Genomic DNA, 21227 nt, shown 5'->3' with positions numbered 1-21227 from the left:
AAAATTAAATACATACTATTCAACGTTAGTATGTGGTATTTCTATTTTATTCTACAAAAATAAGAGGATGTTATGATTATAATAAAATGCAATTTTTGAAAATTTAAATATGGATAATGTTCTTTAAAAATTGAAAAATGCTTTATTTATAAAATATATTTAAAATGTAATACAATTATAAATATAAAAGTTTATATTATATAAACTTTTATACGGAGGTACTTATGGGAATTCATTATTATTTAGGTTGGTTTAACGATACTTTTCTTGAAAAACTGGTAAAGTTATTGTATGAGGATATAATTGATAGAAAATCGCTTGTTATGATTAGTGCAAATCCATTTCTTCATGAAGATAAAGAAGTTGGTGCTACTGAACGTTCGTGGCTTGACCAGGCCAATATTATATTTGATGAATATCATTTAATTGATTATAGCGTACAGAAGGAAGAGGCACGAAAATTAATTCAAGATGCTTCGGTAATTTTCTTGTTAGGTGGAGATACTGTTGAACAAAATAATCTTTTGATTGAATACCAATTGTCCGATTTAATAAAAAAAAGCAAATCAGTTGTGATGGGAACAAGCGCTGGTGCTATAAACATGTCTGCTAAATGGGTATGTTCGAAATGTACTGACTGCGAATGTGACATAAGTTCTATTTACAATGGTATTGGTCTTGATGATTTTTCAGTGTTGTCTCATTGTGATCTTGAAAATAACATTGAACAAATTCAAAGCGAATTATCTCCATTATCAGAAGAAATGAATGTTTACGCATCAAACAAAGATTGTGCTATACGTGTAAAAGGAAACAAAATTGATATTTTAGGCAATGTATATTTAATTTCACATTCAAAAATTCAAAAGTTAGATGAGACACTTTAGTTGTGTTAATTAGCCATGCTGATTTTATTAAATTAGTTTTTAAAAACAATATTTTTATTCAAGAACTAAAATATAAAACAAATAAGTTTTCTAAATACCTTATTATTCAAAAATGAATTTTAGGGTATTTTTATGTTGTAATTCAAAAAATAAGAATTTAGCAAGGATATATTACCTCCAAGGTTAAAACCTCAGCTACTAAGGTGATATAGTTTTTATCTACAAAGGAAAAATAGACTTTAACTTTTTGGATAAAGAAAGTATTTAAACTTTTTTCCTGGAATAACATTGTTCTCATTTAATATTTAAATAATGAACCTTAAAAATTATAAAATACAAGAAGAAAATATTATTACATGGCAAAAGTTGAACAGTATGAGAGATATGTGAAAAGTTAAATAAGATATATGTGGCAAAAAATGAAGACTATGGAGACAGTTTTGGTGAAGGTTTTCAAGAATATGGACTTATAATGCCTGCAATTAGATTGGAAGATAAGATACGAAGATATAAGCAATTAATTAAACAAGATGCTGAAGTAAAAGACGAGAGCATTATAGATACACTACTAGATTTAGCCAATTACTCTATAATGACAATTATTGAAATTGAAAATAAAGATAAATAGGAATTAAAAGTGAAATAATTAAAAGCGAATTTGTGGCTTAGCTTGATTAAGAATTACATTAAATAAAATAAATTGATATAAGGAGGGATTATAATGATTTATTACCAAGATGAAAATATTAAGATTAGAGATGTACGTAGTGATGATGTTATCAATTTATTTTCTTGTAGAATAGATAAGGAAATAAACTTACACGACCCGCGACCTATACCTAACACAAGTAAAGAGTTAATAGATGAATGTATAAATTTTTGCAATATATTTAATGATGAAATAATTAATGAGAATGTTAAAGATAGAAAATATAAGTATTTTATTATTACAAATAATTCAGATGATTTTATAGGATTTGTTAATTTTTTTAGTATAGATAAAGAAAAAAAGCAGGGTGAAATGGGTATTATTATAGCTGATAAGCGATGTTGGGGAAAAGGTATTGCATTCACATCAATAAATATAGTTACAAAATATATATTCAATAATATGGATATTAATAGAATATACATTGAAACTGGTGAAACTAATAAACCTGCATTAAATTTGTTCAGTAAGTTAGGATTTAATAGATGCGGTGAGTATATTGAAGATGATAATTTCAAGTTTATAGTCATGGAAAAGAATATAAATTCTATTTAAATAAATAATTTGTAATTTTAATATATTATGGGCGTTAAATTTTAACTTCCAAATTATCCGAGAATTTAATAAATATATAGCTTAAGTTTTTAAATGTATTTTTATAAATTAGTTATAGTAATTTCATTACATTAATTGAGTATTATGGTAAAATATTAATCGGGGATATTTATTTTAAATAATAAATAATAGTAAATTGCAAAAATGGGGGTAATTAAATGGATAACAATGTAAAGGAAAGATTTGATAATGCAAGTGAAGAGTATGTAACTGATAACTACATTTGGAGATATAGATCATGTCAATTGGTAAGTAAATTAGCAAGTCCAAATGCAAATGATGTTATTTTAGATATGGGATGTGGAACAGGCAAGCAAATTATTGAACTTTCAAATACTATAAAACTTGGCATAGGAATTGATATAAGTGAAGGAATGATTATAAAGTCAACTGAAAATGCTAGTGAAGGAAATAGAGAAAATGTTGAATTTTTTATTGGAACATTTGATAAGCTAGATGAAAATGTTAATTTGAAAGAAAAGCAAATTACTAAAATCATTTCAAATTACGCATTACATCACTTAAATTTAGAAGAAAAGAAGAAGGCAATTGAAAATATGGTTTACATAGGTGGACAAACCTTACAAACTATTATCATAGGTGATTTAATGTTTTTTGATAATCCAGATAAGTATGAAGATGAATACGATGAAATTGGTTATGGACCAGGTGGGGACAAACCATCAACAGTTGAAGATTTAGTTAAATGTTTTTCAGAACTAAATTTTAATGTTGAATTACATCAATTACATCCTCTTGTAGGTGTTTTAGTAGCTACTAAAAATAGTTAGTATATAATAGAATACGATTTGACTAAAATAATATAACTTATTTAAATGATGTATAATTTATAAGAAAATATTCACATATAACAAAATAATGAAAAAACACTGCATTATCTAATCTAAAATCTTGCAGTGTTTTTATTTTAAAATTAGATAAAAGGAAAATGAAATTTTTGAAAATTTAGATATAAATAACATAATATTTATAAAATATGCTATTACTAATTTGTAGTAGAATTTTATGTGTGATAGTTTTTAACTGAACTAATATATAGATAGGAGTTTGTGAAAGGAGTATTAATATGGATGATAGAGTAAAAGCATTAAGCGGTGGAAATATGGATATAGATTTGGCAAGTGATGGAGTTGATTGGAAACAGACAAAATGCCCATGGAACGTTGATGATGGCAATAATAAACATAAATGTGCTGTAAAAGGAACTTCGATATGTAAATATTTTTGTGAAATTAAATTTTTAGATAGCGTATTATGCAGTTATCCTTATGAAAATAAAGAGGTATTAACAAGAAATGATATGGATAGGGCGTTGTGGTAAAAATCTAGACTATATTGAACGAATACAAAATTTGAAAATGAGAAATAAGCATAAATAAAAATTTATTTAAAAGTAATATACCGATAAAATATGTGTGAGAGGAAGTTATGAAGTGTCAAATTATATAATGGATTTGAGGACTATTGTTGGGCATAGAACTTTATTGCAGGTTGGTGCAAGTATAATTGTAGAAGATGATAAAGGAAGAATACTATTACAAAAAAGAACTGATAATCATTGTTGGGGATATGCAGGAGGTGCTGTTGAATTAGATGAAAAAGTTGAGGATGCTGCAAAAAGGGAATTATATGAGGAAACTGGATTAATAGCTAATAGTCTAGAACTATTTGGTATATTCTCAGGAAAAGATACACATTATGTATATCCAAATGGTGATGAGGTATCTAATGTGGATATAGTATTCATTTGTAGGGATTATGCTGGTGAATTAATATGTCAAGAAAGTGAAGTTGAACAATTAAAGTTTTTTTATATGGAAGAGTTACCTAAAAAGATATGTCCGCCAATCAAGATAGCATTAAATAAGTGGGTTGATACAAAGAAAACACAATGTTAAATTTCAAGTTTATAATATACACCCTTGTCTTGTGTAACAACCAATTCCTCCTTGGATTAGGTCTAAAAAATAAAATTTTAAAAAGTTGTATCAAGTTGTGATACAGCAATATAAAAAGCTGAACAAAAAATTGAACACCTAAGTAGTGATGAGGAAGCTATGAGAATTTATTATGAGAGAGAAAGATTATTGCATTAAATAAAAAATAGAGCTTTTAGGAGAGTATGATAAGATGGAAAATAATCTGTGTTTTGATGATTTTAGTGATATAGATTTAGGAAATGGAAAATTTGTAGAAAATAAACAATTAGATAAAAATAATTTTTTCAATATTATAATGAGTGCTATATGGCCTGGTGGAGTTAGTTTAGAGTTATTAATGTTTAATAGTAAATATTATAGAATTAGTGTTTATAAGGATGATACTATTTTTGAATCTTTTCAATTCAAGGGAGCAGCATCTGTTTTATCATATGTACAAAAATTGGCTAAAAATATTAATGATGGGCAGTATAACAGAAAAAAAACTGATAAAGAAAAGGCACGAAAAATTATTGAAGATAAATATCTTACAAGTTATATGAATAACACAAAGTGGAATGTCCTTTTAGATATAGTAAATAATAGACTTTCATTTCCACCAGCATTTATATATAAAACTTTATTTGATATGCCTGATAGTAATTTTTTAAAAACTATATCTAAAATACCTAGTTATTTTGGCGATTATAGCTATGAAGGGCTTGAGTATAAGCATTATTTAATAGAATGGATAAGGATCACTCCTAAGTATGCTGTTAACAAAGGTGGCAGACTTGCATCAAAAATTGAAATACAAGATGAGAGTGAAGAATTTAAAAGAGAACTTAAAAAAGAACATATACCATATGAAGTTGATGGAAATGATGTTATTATATATGGATATAGATAATTTTACTATATGGTAGGAATTCAATAATATAGGCAGATGCCTATATTATTTTTTATGAAAATTTATAATGAAAATTTGAAATTGAAACTATTCTAGTGATAATACATATTTGGAAGGTGTTATCTTTTGCTTATTATACGGTGAAGCATATCTGTGGAGAACCAAAATAAAAAGATATTAAGTTTATTATTTTATAGGTTTGGTATATAATATAGGGAAACAAGCTCGAATTCAAAACTATTTTTTAAGCTGTAAATATATTGATTTCAAAAGAAATACTTACTATAAAATGATTCCGAGCTAGTCTCACTCTTAAGGGTATCCAAGTTTTGGAACTAATAATTATGAAGATGAACTTGGAACCCTATAGTGTATAAATAGAATTTCATCAGGAGGAGTTTGATATGGAAAATAAAGATAATAACTTATATGATATTTTTATCAATTATTCTTATAGCCAATTGAAGGATTTATTTAAAAAGGCAAAAACAAAAGAAGAGCAAGATTTTTATATGACTTTATCAAATTTAGTGCTACAAAAAGAGCAAGCAAAGGTAATAGGTAAATAATATGCCGACGTATACAATTTTTGCAGGTGTTAATGGTGCAGGAAAAACTTCAATATATAAAGCTATATACTATAATGAAAATAAAGAAGAAAAAAGAATAAATACAGATGAGATGGTAGCTAGGATTGGTTCTTGGAAAGATAATAATCTTCAAATTAAATGTGCAAGAGAAGCTGTTAAGTTAATAAAATACTATATTTTAAATGGCATATCATTCAATCAGGAAACTACTTTATCTGGGAAAAGTATAATAAAGAATATAAAGTTTGCAAAAGACAATGGATTTTATATAGTTATGAATTATGTAGGAGTAGAGAATCCCGAAGTTGCTAAAGAGAGAGTTAAAATTAGAGTTAGTAAAGGTGGGCATGGAATACCAGATAAGGATATAGAAAGAAGATATTATGATTCATTAAATAACTTAAATAATATAATTGAAATATGTGATGAAGTAAACATATATGATAATACAGAAGTATTAAAAGAAGTTATATATTTAAAAAACGATAAGATAATATGGAGAGATAAAAAAATACCTAATTGGGCAAATAATATATTGCAAAGATAGCTAGTAAAATTATAAAAGATTTACTAGCTATCTTTTGTATAAAAATATGGTTAAAACTTGAATTTGAAATAATACTGATTATGATTCATATGGAGAATCATATCACAAGTAAGTACAGTTTTAAATCTTAGGTATTGATATTACTTGGTTAAGGCTGTTCCTATAGATGAAAATACCGTATCATAAGCAAGGTTATGTTTATAAATTATGTTATAATAAATATATAGTTAAAGGTAAAAGAGGGGTTTATAGGATGTAATTACTTTAACTAACTTAATGAAAAGATTGATATAAGTGAATATTACTTAGAAAGCTCTTGGATATAATAGTGTGAAAAGGATTTGGTATTTAAAGTAGAATATGTTTGGATAGAAAAAGATAAAAATATTAAAGATATAATGAATGAAGAAATGAAAATACATATAAAGTGGAGTAAAAAAACCTGATAATATCCCACAAGTTAATGAAATGTATGAAGAAGTCAAAAGGAAAGTTAAAATTTTAAAGTTTGCCATTTGAAAAACTTCCAATTTTACAAGAAGGGAGTGATTGATAAAATGAACGTAATTGAGTGTATGTATAAAAGGAGAAGTATAAGAAAGTTTCAAGAGAAGGCTATAGATGAAGAGCTTTTATTAACCTTAATAAAAGCTGCTACAGCAGCACCTACTGCATGTAATAGTCAGCCTTGGGAGTTTATTATAATTACAGATGAAAATATAATAAATAAAATAAATGAAAAAACGTATTTTGGAAAATATAATGCACCATCAATGATAGTAGTATGTGGAAATATGAAATTAGCAATGTCAGGTCCAGTTAAAGATTTTTGGGTTCAAGATTGTAGTGCGGCTATTGAAAATATATTATTAGCAGCTACTTCTATGGAACTCGGTAGCATTTGGGTAGGATTATATCCTGTGGAAAGCTCATATAGACCTTTATATAAAATATTAAACTTACCTCAAGAAGTAATTCCTTTAGGAATTGTATATGTTGGATATCCAGCGGAAGAAAAGGAACCAAGAACACAATACGATGAAAAACATGTATATTGGCAAAAATATGAAGAAAGAAAACATAGATCAAGAAAGAAAAATACAAAATTTAATAAGTAAATAGAAAATAAAATATGCAAATATCGCAATATTAAGAAAAACATACTTTTGCATATAACAATTAAAACATAAGATTGCATTATTATTATAAAATGGATTAGCTATATTAGAATTGGAGCATTTTTAATTAGTAAAAATGTTTTAGGTATTATATGAACATATGCAATGTTATAATTTAAAAATACAGATAGAAATATGGTTTGTTTATTATGAAAGGGAAATAATGATGAATATAGTAAAATGATTGAAAATTGAAACAAATAGGTTGATAAAATGAGGCATTATATAACATTAAAAATAGAGTGTATTTCATGAACTACTGTTTTAGTAGTGAAAGCAATATAATGGGAATGTATAATGAAGATTTGGTAAAAAGAGACATTAAGCTATGGCAAAAGAAGTGAATTCAAAAATATTGAGAGGTGGGCGAAATATATGGAAAAACAAGCATTAAAAACATTGTTAATGAATATAGAAGATAACGAATATGCAGTACCAGAGGGTGTAAACCCATATGAATTATCAGTAGATATGATGGAGTATATAGGAGATATTGATGGTGAGTTTCGTGATGATTTGATTTGCAGCATTCTTCTAGATTGGATAATGACAGATGTTCTGACACCAGAAGAAGCACATCACATATTTCTAATAGCATTAGATGAAAAACATATTTTTAATGGATTGGGAAAAGTTGATGATACAGTTTTTGATAGGACTTTTTCTGTTTTAGTGTCTTCATGTATAATCTATAAGCATAAAAATTTTTTACCTGATAATGATATTTTAAAGGCATTTAATAAAGTTTTAAAATTTTATAATGAGGACAAGGATGTAAGAGGTTTTGTAGAAGGTAAAGGCTGGGCGCATGGTGCTGCTCATGGCGCTGATGCCTTGATGGAACTTGCAAAATGTGAAGTAATAGGATATGAACAATTAAAAGAAATACTAAATGCAATATATAAAAAAATCAACATAAATTATTATGGATATATTAACAACGAGGATGAACGTATGATATCAGCTGTTAAAGAGGTTTTAGAAAGAGATATAATTCCTGTAGAAGAAATTGAAGAATGGATAAGAAGCTTTGGAAACATAGAAAAAACAGGAATACTTCCTGATGATTTATTTATTGAATTTAATGTAACTCTTTTCTTGAAAAGCTTATACTTTAGACTTGTTGATAATACTAAGTATCAACAAGTAGCAAAGATAGTTAAAGAGGTACTAAAGAAAACAAGTCGTTTTGGTGAGGATTAATGGTAAAACAATTATATAGGTAAGTATTTTAAATTATTCATGTTTTAATTAAGAAATTGCAGATAAGTTAAAAAGTAAGAGTGCAAAGTGAAGAGGTAAAAGGATATTTCTTAATAATATATATTAAAATTCGGATTTGATGAATTTATTCCTAAATTTTCAATTCTTCACTTTTACTCATTAACTATTATATAAGTTTTAAATTATAATCAATAAAAATAAATAATTGTTTCTTAATACCATACTATTAAGAAATGAATATGTGAAATTTAGAAAATATAAAATAATTAATTTATTATATTTAGAAAGCATGTATTAAAGGGGGCTAATTATGACATTATTTTATTTAATTAGGCATGGAGAACCAACGTATCAACCTGTTAATGATAGAAATTTTATTGGACATGGGTTGGATTTAGCACCATTAACTAAAACTGGAATAGAGCAATTAAAAGAAACATCAAAAGATAATAGACTTAAAGAATGTGATATTATTGTTTCATCACCTTATACAAGAGCACTTCAAAGTGCAGCAATTTTATCCAAGGAATTAGGAATAGATATAGAAGTTGATGTTGACCTACATGAATGGATACCTGATATAGTAAACTTTCAACATAGAACCTCAGAAGAATGCTGTTCCTTGAGTAGAGATTTTGATTTACATAATGGAGTACATCCTAAGGGTCAGGTCAAAGTGTGGGAAACTAAGGAAAATATGAATAGAAGAGTAGATAGCGTATTGGAAAAATATATGAAATATGACAGAGTGATTGTAGTTTGTCATGAGGTTGTTATAAAAACAATTAAATATCAAGATAAAGTAGTAAATGGTGAAATTATTGAATATATAAGATAAATAGGAATTTTGGGAGGTGGAGGACATGACAAATAAAGATATTTTAGAGATTGCAATGAAACAGTCAGCTATAGATGCAAATTGTAAAATTGATGACTTTAAGGGTAAAGGCAATGTGATTGTTGAGTCTATAAAAAACTCAAATGCAAGAAGATACCTAGAATTACCGCTTGCTTGCAACTTAATTTCTTACGGACAAAATATAGTAGCTTCAATTCAGATGGAATATAAAAATATTGTTGAGAATTATATAAGCAAATATCAAGTAGAGCATTGTTTTGAAACACCTAATATGCATGTATTGAACAATGAGTTCATAAAATATGGTATGCAAGTTTGTTTTATGGCAGAATATTTTCTACCTGACCTTAATGAGTTGTCTGTTCAAAAATGCAAGTATGAGTTGAGAGTGTTAGAACAGGAAGATTTTGTTGAGTTATATTTGCCACAATGGTCCAATGCATTATGCGAATCGAGGAAGCAGTTAGATGTATTAGGCGTGGGAGCATATAAAGATAACCAACTAGTGGGTTTAGCAGGCTGTTCTGCAGATTGTGAAACAATGTGGCAAATCGGTGTTGACGTCTTGCCAGACGTAAGACGTCAGGGAATTGCATCAGCATTAACTAGTAGACTTGCCATAGAAATTTTAGCTAAAGGGAAAGTACCATTTTATTGTTGCGCATGGTCAAATATTAAATCGGTACGCAATGCAATAAAGAGTGGATTTCGACCTGCATGGGTAGAGATGACCATTAAACCCAAAGAATTTGTTGATAATATGAATGAGTAGATAACACTATCTACTACAAATTCTAATTTAGTAATTAGATTTAATATAAGATATAATAAATAGAAATAAATAATTTCTTTATTGATACTGTATTATTCAACAAGAATATGCAGTATTTTTTATGTCAGAATTTCAATGAAATATATATTTGTATTCAATTGCCTTTTCCAATATAATTATATAAAAATATGGATAACTTTATCTAGGAGGATTAAAATGGGAAAAATAGAAGAAGCTAAATACATTATTAACGATAGAACAATTAACATAAGAAATGGAGAGGTAAAAGACGCTGAAAAATTGATTAATCTTATTAAAAAAGTTGGTAAAGAAACTGATTTTCTATTAAATAACCCTGATGAATTTAATATAACAATTGAAGAAGAGGAAAATTTTATTCAGAATCAGGTAGATTCAGAAGTAGATTTATTGGTTGTGGCAGAAACAGACGGAGAAGTAATTGGAATATGTGGATTGAATGGAAATATCAATAAAAGGATTAGGCATTCTGCTGAATTTGCACTAGCAATTGAGCAAGAATTTTGTGGAATGGGTATAGGTAAAAAATTAATGAAAGCAGGAATTGAATGGGCAAAAGAAAATGGTATATCTAGAATTACACTTAAAGTTGACACAAACAATTATAGAGCAATAAGTTTATATTTAAAGTTGGGTTTTGAAATAGAAGGCACATTAAGAAATGACAAAATGTTATCTGATGGTAGCTATATAGATGGTTATACAATGGCATTATTATTATAATCAAGCATAATATATATCGTAACATTAGTTAATATACAACATTCTTATGTTGTGCATAAATGAAAAAAAGAATGATTTACTCAAGCACCGCATTATTTAATTTTGACTTTAGTGGTGTTTTTTCATCGTATTTCAAATATAAGGTGTAACAAAAATATCTTAGTGGAGGTATGTATGTTTCAATTTATGGAATTTAATGACTTAAAAGATGATGAAATTAAATTAGTTTTGAAAAGCAAAGACTTTCCTGATTATGATAAAGGGATTTTACCAAGATACGGATTTTCTATAATACGCATTAATGATAATGAAGATATTGGCGTAATTTATTTTGCAGTAGACAATACACGCAGACAATATTTAAGAGGTCATATTAGTTATGGTGTTTCTAAAGATTATTCTGGGCACAATTATGCAATGAAAGCATGTAAACTTATTAAGCAAGTTGCATTGGCTCATGGATTTAAACGTTTGTTTATAGGGGCTAGGTATGATAATATTGCATCAAAAAAAACAATAGAGAAATTAGGAGCGACGCGTATTAACATAAATGATGTTACTGATGATGAAATTATACAAAACTTGCATAAAGAGAAAATAGATATGTATGCTTGGGATATTATGGTATAATCATTATTCTTAAATACTTTATTAATAATACTGTATTATTCAACAAGAATATGCAGTATTTTTTATGTCACAATTTCAATGGAATATATACATTATAATTCTAAGCGATTAATGATATTTGTTCTTTGGAAACTTAACAATACGATATTGGAAAATATGTTATAATATGGATTAACAATTAAACTTGAATCGTAGTTGTAGAACAATACAATATGTGAAATTATATTTTTAGAAATTTAATGAAAGAGATGAGGAACAATAATGAATATCTGGAGTCAAGAGAGAAGAAATTTTGGTAGGGGAAATGCAAACGAAGAAGTTCAGCGTAGTGTTAGAGATACCTTAATCAAATTTCAAAATGGATATGCTAAAAGAGATATAACTTTAAAAGACAGTTTTATAGATGAACTTTTCTGGGATGATAGTGATACATTGGTTGTTGGAACAGGAGATGTTGAATGGTGCTTGGGGCATAAAGAAATTAGTGAATTGATTGAAGTAGATTGGGTATATTGGGGGAATTTTATTATTGATATTGATGGTGCAATAGTATCATCTTATGGTGACGTAGCATGGATAACAACTGAAGCAATATTAAAAAAAGAATTAAATGTAAATAAGATGTATGACAATTGTTTAAAAAACATAAGAAAAAATTTAGAGGGTGAATTAGAATCAAAGAATAAACTTATAAGTACGCTAAAGTATATATCTAGTTGTTTGAATGAAGAAAATCTAGGGGAAGAAGTCGTTAGACCAGTAAGATTTTCTGCTATCCTTGTGAATAAAAATGGAACATGGAAATTTCACAACATTCATTTCTCTTATCCAGTAGTACCACCAACAGACATTCGCATTATAGGAGATTACAAAATTTATTAGGCACATGATTTATAAGTTTAGTACTACAAGATTGTTGAAAATATATATTAAGCATAAATATAATTAAAATCATTCATAGTTTTCTTAAATGATGAAGTAATTAATAAAGAGTGTTTTTTACAAAATATATTATAATTAATTCGTGATAGTATTAAATGGCGAATTAAAGATTATTTGTTTATATATGAGGGGGATATAATGGAAATAAAAAAGTTATTAGATGAATTAGTTGGACATAGTTGTCGTATTTTCGAGAGGAATTTGATTGGAGTATATCTACATGGGTCTAGTGTAATGGGGTGCTTTAATCCGACGAAAAGCGATTTGGATATTTTGTTTGTAGTAGAAAGTGCAATTACAGACATTCAAAAGAAAATGTTTATGGACGTTATTATTGCTTTGAATGATAATGCACCAGCAAAAGGAATAGAAATGAGTATAGTTAGAAGTGAGTATTGTAAAAATTTTGTTTATCCAACTCCTTTTGATTTGCATTTTTCAAATATGCATCTAAACTGGTATAAGAGTAATCCAACTGAATATATTGAAAAAATGAATGGAAAAGACCCTGATTTAGCAGCTCATTTTGTCATAACTAAGAATCGGGGCATTGTTCTATATGGAAAACCAATTAATGATGTTTTCGGAGAAATACCATCAGAAGCATATTTAGATAGTATTAAGAGAGATATTGCCGATTCACAAGATGAAGTAATAGATAATTCAATTTATATTATTTTGAACCTTTGCAGGGTTTTAGCATATGTACAAGATAGATTAGTGCTTTCAAAAAAAGAAGGTGGAGAATGGGGAATAAAAAATATTGATGGTAAATATCAAGGCTTAATAAAAGAAGCACTTGCATGTTATACTTCAGATCAAAATATTGTACTGAATCATTCACTTGCATTGGAATACTGTAAGTATATGGAGAACAAGATAGGTATATAAGAAAAATTATAAGGATAGTCTAATACTCAATATTCTTATAATATAAAAATTAAATAACATTGTATTTATAAATATGATATAATTTATCAAAAATAAGTATTAATAGGAGTAAAGAATGGGAAAACATTTCAAGGCATTATCAGCAATATTTCCAATTATTTTAAAAACCAATGAAAAAAATACAAAAATTTTATTACATTGTAGAAAGAATACTGGTTATCAAGATGGAAAATGGGATATAGCAGGTAGTGGTCATGTTGATGAAAATGAAACTGCTAAAATGGCGGTTTTAAGAGAGTGTAAAGAAGAATTGGGTATTGATGTAAAAATTGATGATTTATCTTTTGCTCATTTATCACACCGTGTTAGTATTAGTGGAGGAAGAACATATTATGATATCTATTTTGTTGTAAATGATTATGAAGGGTTACCTACAATTATGGAAAAGGATAAATGTTCAGAATTAAAGTGGTTTGAACTAAGTGATCTTCCTAAGGATATTATTGATATCAGAAAAGAAGCTGTTGAGAATTATTTGAAGAATATTCCTTATAGTGAAATTCAGGAATAAGAAATAATAACTATAAAAATAAATACTTTCGTAAAATACCGTATTATTAAAAATAAATTTACGGTATTTTTTTATGTCACAATTCCAATGCAAGATATAAATTATAATTAAAATGTGATATAAGGTTTAAGTTTAGACTACTATAGGGAAACAAGCTCGAATTTAAAACTATTTTTTAGCTGTAAATATATTGATTTCAAAAGAAATACTTACTATAAAACGATTCCGAGCTAGTCTCACTCTTAAGGGTATCCAAGTTTTGGAACTAATAATTATGAAGATGAACTTGGAACCCTATATAGGAATACAAGTTTAAACTTTAAGTCATTCATGTTTAAGTTGAGAATTTTAACTCGAAGTTTTAGTCTATATTTTTAAAATTGAAAATTGAAAATTGAAAGTTGAAAGTGAATGTAAAAATTGGATTTCCAATTTTAAAGAATGATTTTTTATTAAATTTGCTAAGCAAATTAGTTATAAACAATATAAAAACGTAGTTTTTATATATTTCCATTTTAAATATTAGGAATGAAATGAGTAATATTAACCATAACTATTCACTTTTCACTCTTAGTTCTTAATTGGTTTCAATCATGATATCAGAATAAACTGTAAGATTAGTACTATCATTTGAGAAATACATTACTTTAAATTTGAACTTGAAACCCTATAATAATGTGCTTTGAATACTGAATAATTCAGTATTTACATAATATGTTATAATTAATTTATAATAATCAAAATATATTAAGTAAGATTTATTTGTATAAGAAATAAAGATAAAAGGAAGTTAGGGATTTCAAGTTGAAACTAATGTAAAATCAATAAGACAATGGATGGTGAAGATAAATGAAACGGATATTTTTAGTTGAGGATGATTTGAGTTTAATTAACGGACTTTCTTTTGCTATTAAAAAGCAAGGATATGAACTAGATATTGCCCGTACAAATTATGAGGCAGATAATGTGTGGGCAGATGGAAAATATGATTTAGTGATTTTGGATGTTTCTTTGCCTGATGGCTGTGGTTTTGATATATGCAAAAAAATTCGTCAAATTTCAAATGTGCCTATCATATTTTTGACTGCGGCTGATGAAGAAACTGATATCATTATGGGACTTGATATTGGCGGTGATGATTATATTACAAAACCTTTTAAGCTTGCTGTGTTCATGTCAAGAATAAATGCATTGCTTAGAAGAAGTAATAATTTTATTAAGACAGATGCTGAACTGCATTCTAATAATATAAGGGTTGAGCTTCTAAAAGGAGAAGTCTACAAAAACAATGAAAAGCTTGAATTAACCGCAGGCGAATATAAGTTGTTGCGTCTTTTTATGGAAAATGAAAATGTGGTACTTTCAGCAGAACAGATTTTAAGCCAATTATGGGATTGCAACGAAAATTATGTTGATAGTAATACACTTACCGTATACATACGTAGATTACGCACAAAAATTGAAGATGATCCAAGCAACCCAAAAAGGATAATTACCGTTCGTCGCATGGGATATAAGTGGAATTCAGTTGATTGAGGTGTATGATGAAAATACTAACAAATAAAAAAATCAAGGATCTCTTTAGTAGAATACTTATATGCATATTGGTATTCTGTGTTATTACAGCAGTTATCATGACCTTGGTAACTAAAAATGCAGCAATATATATTTTTCTATGTTCATTGTGCATGGCTGTGGCAATTTTGATTGTATGCTATGAGTATTTTAAGGAGCAGCACAAGATTATTGAAGACGCTGCTTTACAAATTACAGAATATATTTCAGGAAATCAAAACGCTCGTATTGAGTGTGATTATGAAGGTGAATTATATAGACTGTTTCATGAAGTGAATTCATTAGTTTCTATTTTGAATGCACATGCTGAAAATGAATTAAGAGCCAAGGAATTCTTGAAAAATACAATTGCAGATATTTCCCATCAGTTAAAAACACCGCTTGCGGCACTAAACATCTATAACGGTATTTTGCAAGGAGAAGCAGAAAATTTACCAACCATTCAGGAGTTCACAGACCTTTCGGAACAAGAACTAGACAGAATAGAAATGCTGGTTCAAAACCTTTTGAAAATCACAAAGTTGGATGCTGGAACAATGGTGATGGAAAAAGCTGAAGAAAATGTATCTGAAATGATGGCTAGTATAGAAAGACATTTTTTATTTCGTGTAAAGAAAGAGGAAAAGAAAATAAATTTATCTGGTAATGATGATATTACTTTATTGTGTGACCGTAATTGGCTGATGGAAGCAATCAGTAATATAGTGAAAAATTCTCTTGACCATACACAAAGAGGAAAAGAAATTCATATTGAATGGAAACAATTTGCATCTGTTGTTCAAGTCAACATAAAAGACAATGGAAGTGGAATTCATAAAGAGGATTTACATCATATTTTTAAAAGATTTTATCGTAGTCATTTTTCTAAAGACACACAAGGCATCGGACTTGGACTTCCACTTGCAAAAGCCATTATTGAAGCACACAATGGAACAATTGAAGTTGATAGTGAATTAGGTATAGGTACTATCTTTACAATCAATTTTTTAATTCCTACAAAATTGTAGGGAGAGTGTCATATTACAGTAGGATTGAAATGATAATCTTTAAGTATTAAGACAGAAAGAGGTGAACAACCTATGAATTTATTAGAAGTTAAATCAATTTCTAAAACCTATGGCAGAGGTGAAACTGCTGTTCACGCATTGAAAGATGTTAGCTTTTCCATTCCAAAAGGTGAATTTGTAGCCATCGTTGGAGAATCTGGTTCTGGTAAAAGTACGCTTCTCAATATGGTAGGAGCACTAGACACACCTACTTCAGGAAAGGTGCTTATTGACGGCAAAGATATTTTTTCAATGAAAGATAGCAACTTGACAGTTTTCAGACGCAGAAATATTGGATTTATTTTTCAAAGCTTTAATCTAATTCCAGAATTAAATGTTGAACAAAACATCATATTTCCCGTACTACTAGACTATCAAAAACCCAATAAAGAATATCTTGAAGAATTACTTAAGGTGCTTAATTTGAAAGAACGTCGAAATCATTTACCTAGCCAGTTATCTGGTGGACAGCAACAGCGTGTAGCAATAGGACGTGCTTTGATTACGCGACCATCAATCATCCTTGCAGATGAACCAACTGGTAATCTGGATACACAAAATAGTAGTGAAGTAATTGCTTTATTAAAAGAAGCCGCAAAGAAGTATGAACAAACTATTGTTATGATTACCCACAATCGAAGTATTGCACAAACTGCGGATCGAGTGCTGCAAGTGTCAGATGGAATACTAACCGATTTTGGGAGGTGCCATGAATGAGAAGTTATCTTAGTCTGATTCCTATTTCTGCAAAAGTACATAAACGACAGAACCGTATGACATTTCTATGTATTGTCTCTGCCGTATTTATGGTAACGGCTGTTTTCAGCATGGCAGATATGGGTGTTAGGATGGAGAAAGCAAGACTACTTAGTAAACATGGCAGTTTACAAGGAGTATGGGATAGTGCTATGGCACAAAGGCTATATGCTGTTGCTGCTATATTGTTTGTTATGATACTGATTGCTGGTGTACTTATGATTTCAAGTAGCATGAACAGTAATGTTGCCCAAAAAACAAAATTTTTTGGAATGATGCGATGTATTGGAATGAGCAAACAACAAATTATCCGTTTTGTTAGGTTAGAAGCTCTTAATTGGTGCAAAACTGCTATTCCAGCAGGAATTGCTCTTGGAATTGTAATCACATGGGGATTATGTGCTGCATTACGGTTTCTTGTTGGTGGAGAATTTTCAGATATGCCTATTTTTGAAATAAGTCTAATTGGTATTATCAGCGGAATTGTGCTTGGTATTGTTACAGTGCTTATTGCTGCTAGTTCTCCAGCAAAACGAGCATCTAAAGTATCTCCAGTAGCAGCAGTGTCTGGAAATTCTGATAATGCAAAAAACACAACTCGTTCTGTGAATACTCATTTCTCAAAAATTGATATTTCCCTTGGAGTTCACCATGCAGTATCAGCAAAGAAAAATTTTATACTTATGACAAGCTCCTTTGCATTTAGTATTATCCTTTTTTTGAGTTTTTCTGTTCTAATAGAGTTTGTTGGGTATATTATGCCACAATCGTCCAATACTTCTGATATAAATATTTCAAGCAATGAAGGTTCCAATTCAATAGATAGTGTGTTGCTTGATAAGATTAGAAATATGTATGGCATAAAACATGTTTTTGGTCGTAAAAAATGTCTTGATATTCCGGCAGAAGTGAATTCTAAAACAAAAAACATTGATATGATTTCCTACGATGATTTTGATTTGGATTGTCTCACAAAAGATAAGCAACTAAGAAAAGGTAGCGATATTTCAAAAGTGTATAATGATAGCAAGTATGTACTTGCAATTTTTGATAAGGATAATCCTTTAGCCATAGGCGATAAAATAAAAGTTGGTAATGATGAAGTTAAAATTGCTGGATTGTTAAAGTGTAATCCATTCAGTGATGATGGAAGTACAGATGGAAAGATAACAATCATTACTTCTACAGATACATTTTCACATATAACTGGTATAACTGATTATTCACTTTTTATGATACAGCTAAAAAACAATGCCACAGATGAAAATGTGACAGCAATCAGTAATATATTAGATGAGAATTATAAAGTTAATGATATGCGTGACCAGCGTAACTCCAGTACTTATATAGCTTTCATGCTGTTTGTATACGGGTTTTTGGCAATTATTGGCTCTGTATCTGTATTAAATATCATGAACAGTATTTCTATGAGTGTATCTGCAAGAATAAAGCAATATGGAGCCATGCGTGCAGTTGGTATGGATGAACATCAAATCACAAAAATGATAGCCGCCGAAGCGTTTACCTATTCTACATCTGGTTGTATTGTTGGAGTTGTAGTTGGTCTCTTCATTAGCAAGTTAATATACAACACTCTTATTGCTTCTCATTTTAGCTATGCTACTTGGAGTATTCCTATTATACCGTTAATCATTGTACTTTTAATTGGTACCATTACAGCTATTATTGCAGTCTATGCTCCATCAAAACGAATTTCCAACATGAAAGTAACCGACACAATAAATGAATTGTAAAAAGCTATAGTCTTCAATTTATAAAAAAACTTAAAAAGTAAATATAAAATAATATATTAAAATATCGCAATATTTCTTATGTATATTGCGATATTTTTGCATCATAATAAAAAAGCTAAAAGGAAACCCTGCAAATATTATTTAAGTAATCATTAAAGATAAGAAGAGGTAGTTTTAAAAAATATATTAGATGCCTAAAATAAGAATACGAAAAATAGAGTTATTTAATAGTTGATTTAATCATAAATAAATTATCTTATAATATATAATTAATATAAACTTGTAGGAGGTTATATTTATGAAGTTGAAATCAATGCCGATGATCTTAACATTATTATTATTTGTTATTGGTATCTTTGAATTTATGATGATATTTATGAAAATAGAAATACCATTATCATTGGTAACAACATCTATAGTATCGTTAGTTATACTTAGTATGTGTCAATTTGTTGAAATGTGTAAAATTAGAAAATTAGTTTATCCTTTCATTGTAATTCATTTTCTTTTAGTAATGCCTTCTATAGAAAAAATTATATGTAATAATACTATATTTATAGGCATCACTGTCCTTAGTGCAATTGTTACTATAATATTTCTATATAAAGATTTCATTATAAGCAACAAAGAGAAAAATATGCAAAATTGACACATAAAATAATATTACAAATTAGTAGATAATTTTAAAAATGAATAATTCATTAAAATACCGTGTTATTCGAAAATGAATACACGGCTTTTTTGCAAATTAAAAAAATATTATTGATAGTTTAATGTATAATTAAATTAATAATTGTAATAAAATATGGTAAATAGAAGAGGGATATGTAATAAATGTTAAGAAACATGACTTCAATTTATATTATAAATAATGATAAAATTTTATTACTTTACAGAATAGGTTCAAGAGTAGTGAGCCCTTCATGGTGTGGTATAGGTGGTCATTTTGAAAAGGAAGAATTAAACAATCCTAAAGAGTGTGTATTAAGAGAATTATTAGAGGAAACAGGAATTACAGTCAATGACGTAGAACCTGTAAAATTAAAATATATTACACTACGAAACAAGAATAACGAAATTAGACAAAATTATTATTACTTCACAACATTAATAAATAAAAATATAAAAATAAATAGCTGTAATGAGGGAACTTTAGAATGGGTCAGTATAAATCAAGTATTAGAAAAAGAAATGCCATTTACAGCTAAACAATGCTTAAAACATTATTTAAATATAGGAAAAAACAACGACAAAATATATGCAGGAATTATCACTAATAAACATGCTATATTCAATGAATTAAATGAATTTTAAAACATAGAAATATTAAATAAATAGCAGTTAAGACTTAAAACATAGATATTATAAAAATTAAGTTTATAGTTAGTGAATAAAAATTTATTTTTATATACAAGCATATTCAATAAGAAACCTTGAAAAATCAATGTATTGGTGTTAATATAAGGTATGTAAGGTGGACAGAAAATGATGCAAAAAAGCATGTACTAAAACTAAAAAAGCAACATTCTAAGCTCGTCTTACATATCTTATAAATGGCTAAAACAAAGTGAAAAATGAAAAAATGCTATTTAAATATAAAATCCATTAAAACAAGGATTGAAACATTAATATTAGCCATATGAAATTAGATGAAATAAATAGGATTTAAATATAAAATCCATTAAAACAAGGATTGAAACATAGTGAGTACATAAAATTAAATGAATTAGTACATATGATTTAAATATAAAATCCATTAAAACAAGGATTGAAACAATTAATAGAATTATTATATTCAAAAATTGGATGTAGATTTAAATATAAAATCCATTAAAACAAGGATTGAAACATAAAAGATTATGGAGATAATCCAACTAGATTTATTTATTTAAATATAAAATCCATTAAAACAAGGATTGAAACAAGATACTTACAAAAGAAAATAAAGAATTAAAATCTATTTAAATATAAAATCCATTAAAATAAGGATTAATGTAGAGTCATGATTTATGGCTCTTTTTTTATTAGGTAAAAATATAATTATTTTACCTAATAATGTATAAATTTTA

Annotated in this window: 24 protein-coding genes and 1 CRISPR repeat array; all 24 genes read left to right on the top strand. The window is 27.8% G+C overall.

The features are described 5' to 3' along the window. Nucleotides 1-224: 224 nt before the first annotated feature. On the top strand, nt 225-887 hold the full coding sequence (locus BN346_RS02485; RefSeq protein WP_034439005.1) for a Type 1 glutamine amidotransferase-like domain-containing protein: 663 nt from the start codon (nt 225-227) through the stop codon (nt 885-887). A gap of 409 nt (nt 888-1296) precedes the next feature. Further along, nucleotides 1297-1515 carry a nucleotide modification associated domain-containing protein gene (locus tag BN346_RS02480; protein ID WP_341350014.1) on the top strand — a complete coding sequence of 73 codons (219 nt, stop codon included), beginning with the start codon at nt 1297-1299 and terminating at the stop codon, nt 1513-1515. Between the two features lie 93 nt (nt 1516-1608). Then, nucleotides 1609-2151 carry a GNAT family N-acetyltransferase gene (locus BN346_RS02475; RefSeq protein ID WP_034439002.1) on the top strand — a complete coding sequence of 181 codons (543 nt, stop codon included), beginning with the start codon at nt 1609-1611 and terminating at the stop codon, nt 2149-2151. Nucleotides 2152-2369: 218 nt separating this feature from the next. Then, nucleotides 2370-3002 carry a class I SAM-dependent methyltransferase gene (locus BN346_RS02470; RefSeq protein ID WP_034439000.1) on the top strand — a complete coding sequence of 211 codons (633 nt, stop codon included), beginning with the start codon at nt 2370-2372 and terminating at the stop codon, nt 3000-3002. A gap of 296 nt (nt 3003-3298) precedes the next feature. Beyond that, on the top strand, nt 3299-3553 hold the full coding sequence (locus tag BN346_RS02465; protein WP_034438998.1) for a hypothetical protein: 255 nt from the start codon (nt 3299-3301) through the stop codon (nt 3551-3553). Nucleotides 3554-3680: 127 nt separating this feature from the next. Beyond that, entirely contained in the window at nt 3681-4130 is a 450-nt protein-coding gene (locus BN346_RS02460; protein ID WP_034439075.1) for an NUDIX hydrolase, read from the top strand. Nucleotides 4131-4362: 232 nt separating this feature from the next. Continuing rightward, on the top strand, nt 4363-5061 hold the full coding sequence (locus BN346_RS02455; RefSeq protein WP_034438995.1) for a DUF6678 family protein: 699 nt from the start codon (nt 4363-4365) through the stop codon (nt 5059-5061). A gap of 404 nt (nt 5062-5465) precedes the next feature. Continuing rightward, nucleotides 5466-5630: a hypothetical protein gene (locus BN346_RS21880; protein WP_187372122.1), complete on the top strand. Its 165-nt coding sequence runs from the start codon at nt 5466-5468 to the stop codon at nt 5628-5630. A gap of 1 nt (nt 5631) precedes the next feature. Beyond that, the gene (locus BN346_RS02450; protein ID WP_034438994.1) at nt 5632-6198 is read left to right on the top strand and encodes an ATPase; all 567 of its coding nucleotides are present in this window, start codon (nt 5632-5634) and stop codon (nt 6196-6198) included. Nucleotides 6199-6755: 557 nt separating this feature from the next. Then, nucleotides 6756-7316 (top strand): nitroreductase family protein, encoded by a 561-nt coding sequence (locus BN346_RS02445; RefSeq protein WP_034438992.1) that lies wholly within the window; start codon nt 6756-6758, stop codon nt 7314-7316. A 435-nt stretch (nt 7317-7751) separates the two neighbouring features. Next, the gene (locus BN346_RS02440) at nt 7752-8579 is read left to right on the top strand and encodes a DUF2785 domain-containing protein (protein WP_034438991.1); all 828 of its coding nucleotides are present in this window, start codon (nt 7752-7754) and stop codon (nt 8577-8579) included. Between the two features lie 331 nt (nt 8580-8910). After that, nucleotides 8911-9438: a histidine phosphatase family protein gene (locus BN346_RS02435; protein ID WP_034438989.1), complete on the top strand. Its 528-nt coding sequence runs from the start codon at nt 8911-8913 to the stop codon at nt 9436-9438. A 25-nt stretch (nt 9439-9463) separates the two neighbouring features. Further along, nucleotides 9464-10231 carry a GNAT family N-acetyltransferase gene (locus tag BN346_RS02430; RefSeq protein WP_034438987.1) on the top strand — a complete coding sequence of 256 codons (768 nt, stop codon included), beginning with the start codon at nt 9464-9466 and terminating at the stop codon, nt 10229-10231. A gap of 216 nt (nt 10232-10447) precedes the next feature. Next, entirely contained in the window at nt 10448-10993 is a 546-nt protein-coding gene (locus tag BN346_RS02425) for a GNAT family N-acetyltransferase (RefSeq protein WP_034438985.1), read from the top strand. A gap of 174 nt (nt 10994-11167) precedes the next feature. After that, nucleotides 11168-11623 (top strand): GNAT family N-acetyltransferase, encoded by a 456-nt coding sequence (locus tag BN346_RS02420; protein ID WP_051539910.1) that lies wholly within the window; start codon nt 11168-11170, stop codon nt 11621-11623. Between the two features lie 261 nt (nt 11624-11884). Next, complete coding sequence (locus BN346_RS02415; protein ID WP_034438983.1) at nt 11885-12505, top strand: nuclear transport factor 2 family protein; 621 nt, start codon at nt 11885-11887, stop codon at nt 12503-12505. Nucleotides 12506-12703: 198 nt separating this feature from the next. Next, on the top strand, nt 12704-13456 hold the full coding sequence (locus BN346_RS02410; RefSeq protein ID WP_034438981.1) for an aminoglycoside adenylyltransferase domain-containing protein: 753 nt from the start codon (nt 12704-12706) through the stop codon (nt 13454-13456). Between the two features lie 115 nt (nt 13457-13571). After that, on the top strand, nt 13572-14027 hold the full coding sequence (locus tag BN346_RS02405) for an NUDIX hydrolase (protein ID WP_034438979.1): 456 nt from the start codon (nt 13572-13574) through the stop codon (nt 14025-14027). A gap of 849 nt (nt 14028-14876) precedes the next feature. Beyond that, nucleotides 14877-15563: a response regulator transcription factor gene (locus BN346_RS02400; RefSeq protein WP_034438978.1), complete on the top strand. Its 687-nt coding sequence runs from the start codon at nt 14877-14879 to the stop codon at nt 15561-15563. 8 nt (nt 15564-15571) lie between these two features. Further along, nucleotides 15572-16609 carry a sensor histidine kinase gene (locus BN346_RS02395; protein ID WP_034438976.1) on the top strand — a complete coding sequence of 346 codons (1038 nt, stop codon included), beginning with the start codon at nt 15572-15574 and terminating at the stop codon, nt 16607-16609. 72 nt (nt 16610-16681) lie between these two features. Continuing rightward, nucleotides 16682-17365, top strand: a complete 684-nt coding sequence (locus BN346_RS02390; protein WP_034438974.1) for an ABC transporter ATP-binding protein — start codon at nt 16682-16684, stop codon at nt 17363-17365. Beyond that, complete coding sequence (locus tag BN346_RS02385; protein ID WP_034438972.1) at nt 17362-19158, top strand: ABC transporter permease; 1797 nt, start codon at nt 17362-17364, stop codon at nt 19156-19158. Before BN346_RS02390 ends, BN346_RS02385 begins: the two co-directional genes overlap by 4 nt. Before the next feature lie 298 nt (nt 19159-19456). Beyond that, entirely contained in the window at nt 19457-19807 is a 351-nt protein-coding gene (locus BN346_RS02380; RefSeq protein ID WP_034438970.1) for a hypothetical protein, read from the top strand. 185 nt (nt 19808-19992) lie between these two features. Next, on the top strand, nt 19993-20472 hold the full coding sequence (locus BN346_RS02375) for an NUDIX domain-containing protein (RefSeq protein WP_034438968.1): 480 nt from the start codon (nt 19993-19995) through the stop codon (nt 20470-20472). 273 nt (nt 20473-20745) lie between these two features. Continuing rightward, a CRISPR array of direct repeats spans nt 20746-21155; the repeat unit is 38 nt; unit sequence ATTTAAATATAAAATCCATTAAAACAAGGATTGAAACA. Nucleotides 21156-21227 lie beyond the last annotated feature (72 nt).

The sequence above is a fragment of the Clostridium ihumii AP5 genome, assembly GCF_000612845.1.
GTDB lineage: Bacteria > Bacillota > Clostridia > Clostridiales > Clostridiaceae > Clostridium_J > Clostridium_J ihumii.
Note: the sequence above shows the minus strand (reverse complement) of the source record. Positions and strands in the feature narration are given on the sequence as shown.

What these genes read in the sequence shown, in the direction of transcription:
- BN346_RS02445 (WP_034438992.1), top strand. Translation starts at nt 6,756, where the DNA reads ATGAACGTAATTGAGTGTATGTATAAAAGGAGAAGTATAAGAAAGTTT.
- BN346_RS02375 (WP_034438968.1), top strand. Translation starts at nt 19,993, where the DNA reads ATGTTAAGAAACATGACTTCAATTTATATTATAAATAATGATAAAATT.
- BN346_RS02460 (WP_034439075.1), top strand. Translation starts at nt 3,681, where the DNA reads ATGGATTTGAGGACTATTGTTGGGCATAGAACTTTATTGCAGGTTGGT.
- BN346_RS02485 (WP_034439005.1), top strand. Translation starts at nt 225, where the DNA reads ATGGGAATTCATTATTATTTAGGTTGGTTTAACGATACTTTTCTTGAA.
- BN346_RS02390 (WP_034438974.1), top strand. Translation starts at nt 16,682, where the DNA reads ATGAATTTATTAGAAGTTAAATCAATTTCTAAAACCTATGGCAGAGGT.
- BN346_RS02455 (WP_034438995.1), top strand. Translation starts at nt 4,363, where the DNA reads ATGGAAAATAATCTGTGTTTTGATGATTTTAGTGATATAGATTTAGGA.
- BN346_RS02450 (WP_034438994.1), top strand. Translation starts at nt 5,632, where the DNA reads ATGCCGACGTATACAATTTTTGCAGGTGTTAATGGTGCAGGAAAAACT.
- BN346_RS02470 (WP_034439000.1), top strand. Translation starts at nt 2,370, where the DNA reads ATGGATAACAATGTAAAGGAAAGATTTGATAATGCAAGTGAAGAGTAT.
- BN346_RS02465 (WP_034438998.1), top strand. Translation starts at nt 3,299, where the DNA reads ATGGATGATAGAGTAAAAGCATTAAGCGGTGGAAATATGGATATAGAT.
- BN346_RS02415 (WP_034438983.1), top strand. Translation starts at nt 11,885, where the DNA reads ATGAATATCTGGAGTCAAGAGAGAAGAAATTTTGGTAGGGGAAATGCA.
- BN346_RS02435 (WP_034438989.1), top strand. Translation starts at nt 8,911, where the DNA reads ATGACATTATTTTATTTAATTAGGCATGGAGAACCAACGTATCAACCT.
- BN346_RS02440 (WP_034438991.1), top strand. Translation starts at nt 7,752, where the DNA reads ATGGAAAAACAAGCATTAAAAACATTGTTAATGAATATAGAAGATAAC.
- BN346_RS02395 (WP_034438976.1), top strand. Translation starts at nt 15,572, where the DNA reads ATGAAAATACTAACAAATAAAAAAATCAAGGATCTCTTTAGTAGAATA.
- BN346_RS02425 (WP_034438985.1), top strand. Translation starts at nt 10,448, where the DNA reads ATGGGAAAAATAGAAGAAGCTAAATACATTATTAACGATAGAACAATT.
- BN346_RS21880 (WP_187372122.1), top strand. Translation starts at nt 5,466, where the DNA reads ATGGAAAATAAAGATAATAACTTATATGATATTTTTATCAATTATTCT.
- BN346_RS02430 (WP_034438987.1), top strand. Translation starts at nt 9,464, where the DNA reads ATGACAAATAAAGATATTTTAGAGATTGCAATGAAACAGTCAGCTATA.
- BN346_RS02405 (WP_034438979.1), top strand. Translation starts at nt 13,572, where the DNA reads ATGGGAAAACATTTCAAGGCATTATCAGCAATATTTCCAATTATTTTA.
- BN346_RS02420 (WP_051539910.1), top strand. Translation starts at nt 11,168, where the DNA reads ATGTTTCAATTTATGGAATTTAATGACTTAAAAGATGATGAAATTAAA.
- BN346_RS02385 (WP_034438972.1), top strand. Translation starts at nt 17,362, where the DNA reads ATGAGAAGTTATCTTAGTCTGATTCCTATTTCTGCAAAAGTACATAAA.
- BN346_RS02400 (WP_034438978.1), top strand. Translation starts at nt 14,877, where the DNA reads ATGAAACGGATATTTTTAGTTGAGGATGATTTGAGTTTAATTAACGGA.
- BN346_RS02410 (WP_034438981.1), top strand. Translation starts at nt 12,704, where the DNA reads ATGGAAATAAAAAAGTTATTAGATGAATTAGTTGGACATAGTTGTCGT.
- BN346_RS02475 (WP_034439002.1), top strand. Translation starts at nt 1,609, where the DNA reads ATGATTTATTACCAAGATGAAAATATTAAGATTAGAGATGTACGTAGT.
- BN346_RS02380 (WP_034438970.1), top strand. Translation starts at nt 19,457, where the DNA reads ATGAAGTTGAAATCAATGCCGATGATCTTAACATTATTATTATTTGTT.